Raw genomic sequence first — 11146 nt, 5'->3', positions numbered from 1 at the left:
CGCATCAACAAACGGATCATCCAGAACGGCCTGGACCTCGTCCCAGGAGCGGCTCACTGCCCACTCCCGGGCGCGGTCACCGTGTTGGTCGCACCCGCCTCGGTCGCCTCGTAGGACTGGCCGGCACCGCCGAGCTGACCACCGAAGGACATGGTGTTCGCGCACATGGCGGCAGCACCGGCGCCCAGCTGTTCGATGGCTGCCGCGTAGTCGGCGTGCCACTGGGTGTGCTTGGTCCCGAACTCGGCCGCTGTGAGCTCGGTGGGATGGAGGTCCTTGACCTCACCCTGGGCGTCCTCCGCGGCGTTGGTGACCGTGCGGGCGGAGCCGCTCATCTGCCCGGTGTCGGTCGTGTAGCCGTCCGGGGGCGCGACGCCACCCGGTCCGGCGGTGGAGGAGTTGTTGCTCGGCGGCGTGGACATGGTCCGGATCCCCCTTCGGATCAGAAAGCCACTGGTAGCGCGACGCCCCTTCGACGCGCGAGGACGGCCGACGGTGCCATCGAGGTGCACACAGGAATCTACCTATTCCGAGTGCCCGACGGCAGTTCGCTTACCAAATCGCCCTGGTAGCGCCTAGCGCAACCAGGTACGACCGGACAGGTCGTCCTCACCCTCGGTGTCGGTCCGCCGACGCGGCGTGGGCCGCCCGGGCGCCGGCGGCTTCGGCTCGGGCTCGCCGCGGGGTTCGTCGTCACGGGCGCCCAGCTTGAGGGTGGGCCGCGGCTTCGGGGCGTCGGGTGCCGGCTTCGCGACCTGCGGAGTCTCGTGGGGCTGCCGCGCCTCCCGGAACTCGTCCGCACCCAGCGAGAGCGTCCCGGCGCGGGGGGTCGGACGGGGGTTCGGACGGGGGGTCGGCTGGGCGGTCCGCGCGATGCGGTCGTCCATGGTCTGCTTCTCGCGGCGGTGGCGCTCGCGCATCTCACGGACCTGCTTGTCGACGGCCTCGCCGGCGCGCGCGGTCTCCCGTAGCGCGCGCAACCCACCGGCGGCGGCCATCTCGATGCGGCGCTGGGTCGCCACGTGGTCGATCTCGTCCAGGGACATGCTCACCTCACCCCGACTTGAGATCGTCCTCGCCGAGCACGCCGTGCATGCTGTAGACGGGGTCGGCGGAGTCGAACAGGTCGCCGTGCACGCTCCAGCCGGTACCGGCCCGACCGGTGCCCTCGGTGCTGCCGCCGGCGCTGGAGGCCACCGGCGGGATGCCGGCACCCGCGGCACCGGCAGGCTCGCCGGCGCCCGCGCTGGGCAGCGCGGCCTCCCCGCCGGGTTGCTGCGGTACGAGGACGCCGGAGAGGGTTCCGCTGGGGTCCTGGTTCCACCGGTGGCCGCTTCCGGCGGCAGCGGGCTCGGGTGCCTCGGTGCCGGCCACGGAGGGTGCGGTCGAGCCGACCGGCGAGGGATGCGGCGGCCGTCGCTCGGAGCCGTCGCCGTCAGCGCCGGCCCGGCCGGTGACCGGGGTGGGCTCGCCGCCGATCGCCCGCTCGGCCCCGGTCTGGCGGTCGCCGCTCGCGGGATCGGTGGCGCCGGGCCGCTCGCCTGCGGGCCGGTCGGCCCCGGCGGAGTCCATACCAGCAGGAGGGCCACCATCGGCGGCTTGGGCGGGCACGCGCTCCGCGGGACCTGGGGATACGGAGCGGTCGGCGGGAGCTGACTCGACACCGGGGGCCTCGGTGGGAGCGTCGGGCGCGGGGTGGTCCTCCGCCGTCGGGGTCGAGGAGGGGGGCTCGCCGGTGGCGGACTCGGGGGACGCTGGCGCGGCGAAGTCGAGGGTGTACGTGGTGGGCTTGCCGGAGCCTTCGGCGACGGTCACCGTCACGGTGTCGGGGTCGAACAGGGACAGCTCGGCGGTGATGGTCACCGGACCGTCCTCGATGACGCACCGGCCGCTGGTGCCGGCGGGGACGCGTTCGGCCTTCGGCTCCGCTTCGGTGGTGGGAGCGGCCGATGACTGGCCGCTCGCCGTGGTGAAGTCGAGGTCGTAGGACTTGGTGCGGCCGGCGCCGTCCTCGACGGTGAGCCTGACGTGACCGGTGCCGTCGGGCGGGGCCACCGAGATCGTGCGGTCGGCGTCCTTGATCTGGACCGTGCCCGGGACGGGATCGGGGGCAGGCGCACCGGGGACGGGAGCCGTGTCGGAGGCGGGGGCCGTGCCGGGGATCGCGGCCGGGTCCGAGGCAGGGCCCGTGCCGGAGACGGGAGCCGTATCCGAGGCCGGGGCCGTGCCGGGGACGGGAGCCGAGCCGGAGACAGAGGCCGGGTCCGAGGCCGCGCCGGGGACGGGAGCCGTATCCGAGACGGGAGCCGCCCCGGGGAGGGACGTGGTGTCGGAGGCGGGGCTCGGATAGCTGGGGTAGCTGCCGGCGGACGGGCCGCCGGAGGAACCCGTGGACGGGCCACTGCCGGGATAGGGGCCGGGACTGGCGGCGGCGGCACCGGGCAGGGACAGGTTGGCGAACGGCTTGACCTCGGCGATGATCCGCAGGTTCTCCAGGGCCTCCTTGAGCAGGAGGTCCACGTGCTCCTTCAGCTGGTCGGTCGCGCGGTACCAACCGTTGATCTTGCGGCTGACCGCCGACCGCTCCTCGTGCCCCCAGCGGGCGAGCTGCTGGTACTGCCCGATGACCAGGCTCGCGTTGTCCTGGCAGACCCAGTTCAGCGCGTCCTCGAAGTTCTGCTTGGTGATGATCCGGCCGCTGAGGTGGGACTTCTGCTCGTCGTTGTTCTTCTGACAGTCGATGAAGTGGCCACCCTGCACGTCGCACATGGCCGCGAACTTCTCGAAGTCCCCGTCCTCGACCTTGCGCCAGTCCTGCGGCGGGGTCAGCCCGTCGAAGTTCAGGTGGGTGTCCAGGGAGTCGTCGCGGTAGGCGGTGTAGCCGGTCTGGATGCCGGTCAGGGCGGTGTCCAGGCCGGCGGCGGTGGTCCTGACCGCCTCCGAGTAGTCCGTGAGGGTCTTCTCGACCTTCTCGATCGCCGCCCGGAAGGCGTCGTAGGCCTCGCCCTTCCAGTCGTGGGCCAGTTGCTCCTTGCCGCTCCTGATCACCCCGGCGATGTTCTCGATGGCCGCGGCCAGGCCGTTCAGCCTGGCCACGTCCTTGCCGATCGGGCCCCACCGCAGGCCGCAGATCTCCAGCCGCTTGTCACCGCCGCTGGGGTCCAGGCCCAGCTCGAGCTTCTTGTCGTACGCCGGCAGCACCTCGTCGATCGGCTGGTCGAGCTGGGTACCGATGACCTCCCAGGCGTCGCCCTCGGCGCCGACGGCCGCGACAGCGTTGTTCATCACGCTGACGGCGTTGGGCAGTTCGAATCTCATACCGCGCCCCCGGAACCGTCGCCGATCGCCTTGATGTTGCGCAGGCCGGTCGTGTCCGCCTGGACGATCAGGTCCGTGCCCTGCGTCAGCTGTGCCCCGACCTGCCCGAGGTGGGTCGCCAGGTTGCCAAGGTCCTGCGCGATCGCCGCCATGTGGGACTCGAAGTCGGTGCCGCGCTGCTGCCAGGAGTTGCCGAAGTCGGCGGTGGTCGCGCTGGTCTCGCCCACCGTCGCCCTGATCTGCTCCACCTGCTTACTCGCCTGGTTGAACACCTCGGCGAAGGCGCGAATGGCCTCCGGGTCGTACTCGAAACCCTCAGGCATGCTCACAGCCCCTTCGGCCGTTCAGCGGTGATCACAGATTGGCATCGTACGCCCGTGGACGCTTCCCGTGGGTAACGTCACGGCGACGGGCAGTCAACCCGCCGTAGCAACGACACCCGCCAGACGTTGTACCGCGGCCTCCGCTTCCTCATGTGAGGGCGCCTCGACCATCACCCGAACGAGTTGTTCGGTACCCGACGGACGCAGCAGCACCCGGCCGGTGTCGCCGAGCGAGGCCTCGACCTCGGCCACCGCGGCGCTGACCGAGTCCGACGTGGCCACCGCGGCCTTGTCCGCGACCTTCACGTTGACCAGGACCTGCGGCATGCGGGTCATCACGCCGGCCAGCTCGGCGAGCGACTTACCGGTGGCCGCCATCCGAGCCATCAGGCGCATGGCGGTCAGCAGGCCGTCGCCGGTCGTCGCGTACGCCGGCAGGACCAGGTGGCCGGACTGCTCCCCGCCCAGCGACAGGCCGCGGGCCCGCAGCTCCTCGAGGACGTAGCGGTCCCCGACCGCCGTGGTGCGCAGGTCGACCCCGTGCTCGCGCATCGCCACGTGCAGGCCGAGGTTGCTCATGACGGTGGCGACCAGGGTGTTCTCGACGAGCTCGCCGGACTCCTTCATGGCCAGCGCCAGCACGGCCATGATCTGGTCCCCGTCCACCACCTCACCGGCGGCGTCCACGGCCAGGCAGCGGTCGGCGTCGCCGTCGTGCGCGATGCCCAGGTCGGCGCCCTCGGCCAGCACGGCGTCGCGCAGGACGTCCAGGTGGGTCGAGCCGCACCCGTCGTTGATGTTCTCGCCGTCCGGCAGCGCGTGGATCGCGATCACCTCGGCGCCGGCCTCGCGGTAGACCCGTGGGGCAGCGGCCCAGGCGGCGCCGTTCGCGCAGTCGACGACCACCCGAACCCCGTCCAGCCGGTGCGGCAGTGCCTTGAGCAGATGCTCGAGGTAGCGGTCGAGCGCGTCGGCGATGTCGTAGACCCGGCCGACACCCGCGCCCGTGGGGCGGGTGAACGGGGCGCCGACGGCTGCCTCGATCTCGTCCTCGATGGCGTCGGGCAGCTTCTGCCCGCCGGAGGCGAACAGCTTGATGCCGTTGTCCGGCATCGGGTTGTGCGACGCGGAGATCATCACGCCCAGGTCGGCGTCGAGGTCGCCGACCAGGTGCGCCACGGCCGGGGTCGGCAGCACGCCGACCTGCATGACGTCCGCGCCGGCCGAGGTCAGCCCGGCGGCGACGGCCGCCTGGAGCATCTCCCCGCTGGCCCGCGGGTCCCGGCCGACGACCGCGACCGGGCGGTGCGAGCTGTCGTGCTCGGCGAGCACTCTGGCGGCCGCCGCCGCGACCGACATGGCCAGCTCGGGGCCGAGATCGCCGTTGGCGAGCCCGCGGACCCCGTCGGTACCGAACAAGCGCGTCATCGTGGGAAGAACCTCCAAGGCGGAAAAGCAGAGAACGCCACGACCGGTGCATCGTTCGCACCTGTCGTGGCGTTCACCGCATGACTAATGCGTGATCCCGACCTGACTCTGTGAGATCAGCGCTTGCTGTACTGAGGCGCCTTGCGGGCCTTCTTCAGGCCGTACTTCTTGCGCTCCTTGACCCGCGGGTCACGGGTGAGGAAGCCGGCCTTCTTGAGCGCCGGACGGTCGTCGCTGTCGATCTCGATCAGCGCGCGGGCGATCGCGAGGCGGAGCGCGCCAGCCTGGCCGGAGATGCCGCCGCCCTTGAGGTTCGCCCGGATGTCGAAGGCTTCCGGCTTCTCGAGGATGACCAGCGGCTCGCGAATGAGCTGCTGGTGCACCTTGTTCGGGAAGTACTCCTCGAGCGTCTTGCCGTTCAGCAGGAACTGCCCGGTGCCGCCGACGAGGCGGACGCGGACGACCGCTTCCTTGCGGCGACCGACGGTCTGGGCGGTCTCCCCGGTCACGCGCGGCGTGGCGGGCTTGGCCACCGGCTCGGCGGCGCTGGTCTCAGGGGTAGTCAATGGTCCTCAATTCGTGCTGGTCCGACTGGCCTTACCGGCTGACCTTGGCGATCTCAAACGGCTTCGGCTGCTGGGCGGCGTGCGGGTGGTTGGGGCCCGCGTACACCTTGAGCTTCTTGCCCTGGGCGCGGCCGAGCTTGTTCTTCGGCAGCATGCCCTTCACGACCTTCTCCAGCAGCCGCTCCGGCCTGGTGTCCAGCAGGTCACCGAAGGACTGCTTGCGCAGACCACCCGGGTAGCCGCTGTGCCGGTAGGCGAAGGCCTGGTCGCGCTTGTTGCCGGTCAGCACGACCTTCTCCGCGTTGACGATGACGACGAAGTCGCCGGTGTCGACGTGCGGCGCGAAGGTGGGCTTGTGCTTGCCGCGCAGCAGCGTGGCGACATGCGAGGCAAGCCGACCAAGCACCACGTCCTCGGCATCGATGACATGCCAGGTGCGGTCCACCTCGCCAGGCTTCGGGCTGTACGTGCGCACGGATCTACCTCGTCGTCATTCGTCTGGGTGCCTGCGCGGGCCTGCACGGGCCGACGCCCACGCCGCGCAACAACACAGAAAGATACCTGCCGCCGGAGGGGAGGGTCAAAGCGCCCCCCTCACACGCCGTTCGCGCCGGCGTGAGACGCCCCGTCCGGTCGGGCGATACGGTGCACACGCGGGGTACCAGGAGGGGTGTCATGAGGATCGGACGAGTCACCGCCGGGCTGCTCGCCGTGGTGATGCTGGCCGGGTGTGCCAAGGCGACGGCGGGCACGCCCGAGGCGAACAAGGCGGCCGCCGACAGGATACTGGCCGACGCCGCGCTGACGGCGTTCCAGGATCACTTCCGCGAGCTCGGCGACGAGCACGCCAGGGTCTTCAACTACCTCAACTTCGGCGACACCAAGATCACCTCGGAGCACGAGTCGTTCAAGTTGGGCAACCCTCCGATGACCGTGCTGCTGCGCACCCGGGACGACGAGAGCGAGCCCTCGGCCGTCCTGCACCCGCCGGACGCGCCGCTGGACTACGTCCGCCTGGACGAGGGGCACGCCCACCTCGCGCCGACGCCCTGGGTGTCGGTGCCGAGCCTGTACGGGGACGAGTTCCAGACGTGTTTTCTGCTGACCGCGTGGTTGGCGTGCCACCTGGACAGCGCGCTCGCGCAGACGAAGGTCGAGCTCCGCGAGGAGATGCCCCGGGAGGCGGTGCGGACCGAGGACGGGGTGACGGTGACCACGGGAGCGCTGCTCGGCCTGATGATCGAGGAGGGGTTCATCTCGATCCCCGAGGAGGAGCGGGACAAGGTGACCGACGCCATGCGCGACCAGATCGTGCCGGTGACGATCGAGCTGGACGCCGAGATGCGGTTCACCGGCTTCGAGATCCGCGGCAAGGTGGCCGACGGGGACGCGACCCCGCTGGAGCTACAGATCGGCTACGAGGTCCTCGGCACGGCGACCGAAGAGGACTTCCCCGAGGTCCCCCCGGCGGACCAGATCACCAACATCAGCGACCCCGCCAAGGCCGACGAGTTCTGGGAGAAGTTCAACTCCCGCGACCCCGAGGAGTAGCCCGCTCCAGGTACAGGGAGGCTCAGGAGCGGACGCGACGGAGCGGACATCGTCTGGACTGAGGAGCGCCCACAGGCGCGCCAGCGCCGAGGACGCGACGAAGGAAGACGGTGTCTTAGCGCAGTCGCGGGAGCGACCATTAGATACAGCGCGGGCCCCTTGGGCTCACGTGAACGGGAGTGGCGACCCGACAACGGCAAGAAACCACCCGCAAAGGCCACGAACCCAACAGGACCACCCAACTCAGCAGCGGGAGCAGCTCCAGGAGCGGGAGCGACGGAGCGGACACCGTCTGGACGGAGGAAGACGGTGTCTGAGCGCAGTCGCGGGAGCGACCAATCAACACAGCGGTGAGGCCCGGGACACGCGTCCCGGGCCTCACCGCTGTTCGCACCTGTTGTGTGCTGTCAGTTCACCAGCGGCCGGCGTTGTTGCGCTCGCCGTCGCGGTAGTCCTCGGCGGCGCGCTGTACGGCGGTGCCGATCGCGGCCAGGACCTGCTGGAGGTCGGCGGCGGCGGTGTCCCACTTGCGCTGGTGGGTGTTGTACGCCTCCGCGGCGGTACCGGTCCAGCTGGACACCAGCGGCGCCAGGCGGGCCTTGAGGTCGTCCAGCGAGCCCTGCACCTTCTGGGCCTGGCTGCCGATGTTGCCAGCCGCGGCCTCGAGGCCGCCGAATGTAACCTTGATGCCGTCAGGCATGGTCGTGGTCCCCTTATCTCAAGTAGCGACGTTGGAAAGCTGCGGGTACGGGAGTGGTCAGCCGTCGAGCTGGGCGGAGAGGTTGCCGAAGACGTCCTGCTTCGAGTCTTCCTGCTCCTGGTAGGTGCTACCGGCCGCCAGCAGCTGCTCGGCGATCGCCTCGAGCGCGGCGTTCAGGTCCTTGGCGTTGGTGTCGAACCGCTGCATCATGTTGCTGAACGCGGTGGCGGCGGCACCCTTCCACTCACCCTGCAGGCCGACGACCGTGTCCCAGACCTGCTTCAGCGTCGCCTCGACGTCCTCCTTGACACCAACGACGTCCCGGTGGGCGTTGGTGAAGTCCTGAACTGTACCTGTGTAGCCGTCAGGCATTGGGAGTTGCCCCCTTCTTCCTATGGTCAGTCGTACGACTTCCTGGTTCGTACGCCTCCTGCGACGTAGACCCTGCCACGTCCGGTTCCACGTTGTCCCAATCTGGTCGCAGGTCGTTGCGAGCGTGAACGCCCATTCGGGGGAACGCGACCACCGTGGCAAATGGACGGCCGCGGACGCGCCGACCCTGCCCGTGTACCGGCGGGCGTCGGCGCCGCGCCCGAATAACCGGCCCTACCTGGGGTTTTGCTCGTCCGGATAGCCGAACGGACCAGGCTGCAACGATTCCGGTCGGTAGGACTCGGCTGCCACGTCGAAGAGGATTCGCTGTTGCGAAAAGTCCTCGTCGTCACCCGTCGGGGGATCGGCGGGGACCCGCCGCGCCACCTCGTGGGGCACGCTCTGCGCTGGTTCGTCCGCCGCGTCCGGCTCGTCGGGGGCGTCGGCGTCGACCAGGATCTCGTGCTGGGAGAAGTCCTCGTCCTCGACCGGCGGGGCAGGCCGGGGTTCGGCGGGCAGGCGGGCGATGAGGGCGTCCGCGCCCGGGTACCGCTCGACGTGCAACCCGTTGGCCTCGCGGAACTTCTCCGCCTCGGCACGGGCTGACTCGCCGGTCGGCTCGACCTGGCCGCGGTGAACTCCGCGCAACCGTCCCGTTCTCGCCTGGTCGGCCAGCTCCTCGGTGCCCCGGCGGAACTCGCCGGACTGCGCCTTGGCCTCGCTCGCGGCCCGGCGCGCCCTGGTCAGCGCGGACTCCACCTCGGCGGCGAAACGCGCCCTGCCCTCGTGGATTCCGCCCTGCCCGGTCATGGGGCGAGCGTACCCACCGCGCTCACTCGATGACGGTCAAACTACGCACAACCGTCCGGCACGCGGTCTCGACCTCGTACCGGGAACCGTCGCTGCCGTACTGGCACCCGACGCTGACCTGAGCGCGGCCGTCGAACAGCACGTACCAGTCCACGTCCGCCTCGCCGAGCCGCTCGCGGTAGTGGATGACCTCCCGGCCGGCGAACGTGGCGTTCTCGTCGAAGTCCGAGAAGGACCCGTCGGCCCGCTCGAACTCGGCCCGCAGCCGGTCGACCGCGCGGGCTCGGTCGTCGGTGCTGTCGAACGCGAGCCGGATCTGCTCGACCAGCACCCGGTCCTCGCCCTGCTCGCGGCCCTCCGGCTTGAGCTCGGTACGCAGCAGCTCCGGATCACCGCCGGTCTGCAACCAACCCTCGGGCAACGCGAACTGGTACTCGTACTGGGCGATGACGCGGCTGGGCGACGAGTCCGGGGACCCGGCGGAGGTGTTCCCGCCCTCCGGTGCGGTGCCGTCGCCCTGGGTCGCCACCAGCACGACCACGGTCACGACGACGGCGACGGCCAGCAGCACCGCCGTACCCACCAGCCACCGGCGGCCCGAGGAGCGCGGCGGCGGCGCCGCGGCCGGGATCGGCGGGCCGGCGACCGGACCGGGCGGGCCGACCGAGCTCGGCGCGAGACCCGGCACACCGGCCGGCCCCGGCGGCCGGCCGGGCTCCTCGCCCAAGCCGCGCGACCCGCCAGGCAGGGGTGTGCCCTCCGCCACCGGGCCGGCGGCAGCACCAGGCACCGCCGGGCGACCCTCCGCCCGCCCGGCGACCGGGCCGGGGAGCGCGCCAGGCACGGCCCCGAGCACAGGTCCTCCGTCGACTCCCGGACCCTGGCGTCCGCCCGGCGCGGCGGCGATGGGCCGGATCGCCTCCTCGGCGGGAGCTCGACGCCCGGCGGGCAGCAGCCCGGTGCGTTCCCCGTCCCCGGCGGCGGCGCGCAACGCGCCCCTGGCGACCACGGTCTCCGGCTGGTCCAGGGTGACCGGCACCACCCCGGCCCGCTGGTGCACCAGCCGCGACACCAGCGGGATGCGGCTGGATCCGCCGACCAGGAAGATGCCGGCGAGCTCCGTCGGCGCCAGGCGCGACTCGCGAATGGTGGCCACGGTCAGCTCCGCCACCCGCTGGACCGGGTCGGTAATCAGCTTCTCCAGGTCGTCCCTGGTCACGTGGACGTCCGGGAACGGCGGCGGCATCGGTACGTCGGTGTAGGTGTGCCGGGACAGGGTCTCCTTGGCACCGCGCACGTCCTGGTGGATCACCCGCCTGCGCCGGCGGTCCGGCAGCTCGCGACCCTCGATCAGCGCCCGCCACGCATCCTGGTCGACCCGCGCGACGACCGAGCCCACGTGCTCGAGCAGCAGTTGGTCGACGTCGGCGCCGCCGAACGTCGGGTCCCCGCGGGTGGCCAGCACGTGGAACGCCGGTCCGGCGCGTCCGGCGGGCGGGCGCGGCCCGGCGGCGGGACGCACCACGCTCACGTCGACGGTCCCCCCGCCCAGGTCGAGCACGGCCAGCGAGGGCGGCACACCGGCCACCGGCGCCACGGGGAAGCTGGCCGCGTGGAACACGGCCGCCGCGACGGGCTCGGGCACGAGCACGATCCGCCGGCCGAGCCCGTTGGCGGCCTGGCGCAGCGCGGTCGTGCGCACGGCGCCCCAGTCCGCAGGGTGGGTCAGCACCAACTGGTCCACGACGGCGTTGCCCGCGAGCCGGCGTGCTTCGGCGACCGCCCTGGCCAGCACCGCCCGCACCACCTCGCGCACCGGGACCACGGTGGCGCCGAGCAGCAGCTCCTTCTCGTCGATGCGTCGCTTGGGGTGCGGTTCGTAGCGCGACGGGTCGACCGCGGCGTGCCGGTCGGCCTCCTGCCCGACGAACAGCGTCCCGTCGGGCGCGGCGTACACCGCCGAGGGCATCAGGGGATGTCCGTCGATCGCGACGACCTGCGGCTCCCGCCCGTCCGCCGACATCGCGACGCACGTGCTGGACGCGCCGAAGTCGACAGCCACCCGCAGCGCCGTCACC

At 71.6% G+C, this 11146-nt stretch carries 12 protein-coding genes; 1 reads left to right on the top strand and 11 read right to left on the bottom strand.

What is annotated here, in order from left to right:
* Positions 1-53: 53 nt before the first annotated feature.
* From BU204_RS21225 to rplM, 7 genes are all read right to left on the bottom strand, one after another.
* On the bottom strand, positions 54-422 hold the full coding sequence (locus tag BU204_RS21225) for a hypothetical protein (RefSeq protein WP_075127462.1): 369 nt from the start codon (positions 420-422) through the stop codon (positions 54-56).
* Positions 423-575: 153 nt separating this feature from the next.
* Entirely contained in the window at positions 576-1052 is a 477-nt protein-coding gene (locus tag BU204_RS21220; protein ID WP_075127461.1) for a hypothetical protein, read from the bottom strand.
* A 1-nt stretch (position 1053) separates the two neighbouring features.
* Positions 1054-3318 carry a hypothetical protein gene (locus tag BU204_RS21215; RefSeq protein ID WP_075127460.1) on the bottom strand — a complete coding sequence of 755 codons (2265 nt, stop codon included), beginning with the start codon at positions 3316-3318 and terminating at the stop codon, positions 1054-1056.
* On the bottom strand, positions 3315-3641 hold the full coding sequence (locus BU204_RS21210) for a WXG100 family type VII secretion target (RefSeq protein WP_143229633.1): 327 nt from the start codon (positions 3639-3641) through the stop codon (positions 3315-3317). Before BU204_RS21210 ends, BU204_RS21215 begins: the two co-directional genes overlap by 4 nt.
* A gap of 93 nt (positions 3642-3734) precedes the next feature.
* The gene (gene glmM, locus BU204_RS21205) at positions 3735-5069 is read right to left on the bottom strand and encodes a phosphoglucosamine mutase (RefSeq protein ID WP_075127458.1); all 1335 of its coding nucleotides are present in this window, start codon (positions 5067-5069) and stop codon (positions 3735-3737) included.
* Positions 5070-5185: 116 nt separating this feature from the next.
* Positions 5186-5635, bottom strand: coding sequence for a 30S ribosomal protein S9 (gene rpsI, locus BU204_RS21200; RefSeq protein ID WP_083661488.1), 450 nt, complete (start codon positions 5633-5635; stop codon positions 5186-5188).
* A gap of 31 nt (positions 5636-5666) precedes the next feature.
* A complete protein-coding gene (rplM, locus tag BU204_RS21195) occupies positions 5667-6110 on the bottom strand; it encodes a 50S ribosomal protein L13 (protein WP_075127456.1) in 444 nt (147 codons plus the stop codon).
* A gap of 200 nt (positions 6111-6310) precedes the next feature.
* On the opposite strand from rplM, the gene BU204_RS21190 reads away from it, so the two are divergent.
* Positions 6311-7186, top strand: a complete 876-nt coding sequence (locus BU204_RS21190; protein ID WP_075127455.1) for a hypothetical protein — start codon at positions 6311-6313, stop codon at positions 7184-7186.
* A gap of 412 nt (positions 7187-7598) precedes the next feature.
* On the opposite strand, the gene BU204_RS21185 is transcribed toward BU204_RS21190, so the two are convergent.
* The 4 genes from BU204_RS21185 to BU204_RS21170 form a co-directional block, all read right to left on the bottom strand.
* Positions 7599-7886, bottom strand: a complete 288-nt coding sequence (locus BU204_RS21185; protein ID WP_075127454.1) for a WXG100 family type VII secretion target — start codon at positions 7884-7886, stop codon at positions 7599-7601.
* Between the two features lie 57 nt (positions 7887-7943).
* Complete coding sequence (locus BU204_RS21180) at positions 7944-8258, bottom strand: WXG100 family type VII secretion target (RefSeq protein WP_075127453.1); 315 nt, start codon at positions 8256-8258, stop codon at positions 7944-7946.
* A gap of 234 nt (positions 8259-8492) precedes the next feature.
* Positions 8493-9068, bottom strand: coding sequence for a hypothetical protein (locus BU204_RS21175; protein WP_075127452.1), 576 nt, complete (start codon positions 9066-9068; stop codon positions 8493-8495).
* A 22-nt stretch (positions 9069-9090) separates the two neighbouring features.
* Positions 9091-11091 carry a type VII secretion-associated protein gene (locus BU204_RS21170; protein WP_075127469.1) on the bottom strand — a complete coding sequence of 667 codons (2001 nt, stop codon included), beginning with the start codon at positions 11089-11091 and terminating at the stop codon, positions 9091-9093.
* Positions 11092-11146 lie beyond the last annotated feature (55 nt).

The sequence above is a fragment of the Actinophytocola xanthii genome, assembly GCF_001921205.1.
In the GTDB taxonomy this organism is placed as follows: domain Bacteria; phylum Actinomycetota; class Actinomycetes; order Mycobacteriales; family Pseudonocardiaceae; genus Actinophytocola; species Actinophytocola xanthii.
This window is presented reverse-complemented; position numbering and strand designations above follow the sequence as displayed.

What these genes read in the sequence shown, in the direction of transcription:
- BU204_RS21225 (WP_075127462.1), bottom strand. Translation starts at nt 422, where the DNA reads ATGTCCACGCCGCCGAGCAACAACTCCTCCACCGCCGGACCGGGTGGC.
- BU204_RS21215 (WP_075127460.1), bottom strand. Translation starts at nt 3,318, where the DNA reads ATGAGATTCGAACTGCCCAACGCCGTCAGCGTGATGAACAACGCTGTC.
- BU204_RS21210 (WP_143229633.1), bottom strand. Translation starts at nt 3,641, where the DNA reads ATGCCTGAGGGTTTCGAGTACGACCCGGAGGCCATTCGCGCCTTCGCC.
- glmM (WP_075127458.1), bottom strand. Translation starts at nt 5,069, where the DNA reads ATGACGCGCTTGTTCGGTACCGACGGGGTCCGCGGGCTCGCCAACGGC.
- BU204_RS21190 (WP_075127455.1), top strand. Translation starts at nt 6,311, where the DNA reads ATGAGGATCGGACGAGTCACCGCCGGGCTGCTCGCCGTGGTGATGCTG.
- BU204_RS21185 (WP_075127454.1), bottom strand. Translation starts at nt 7,886, where the DNA reads ATGCCTGACGGCATCAAGGTTACATTCGGCGGCCTCGAGGCCGCGGCT.
- BU204_RS21180 (WP_075127453.1), bottom strand. Translation starts at nt 8,258, where the DNA reads ATGCCTGACGGCTACACAGGTACAGTTCAGGACTTCACCAACGCCCAC.
- BU204_RS21175 (WP_075127452.1), bottom strand. Translation starts at nt 9,068, where the DNA reads ATGACCGGGCAGGGCGGAATCCACGAGGGCAGGGCGCGTTTCGCCGCC.
- BU204_RS21170 (WP_075127469.1), bottom strand. Translation starts at nt 11,091, where the DNA reads ATGTCGGCGGACGGGCGGGAGCCGCAGGTCGTCGCGATCGACGGACAT.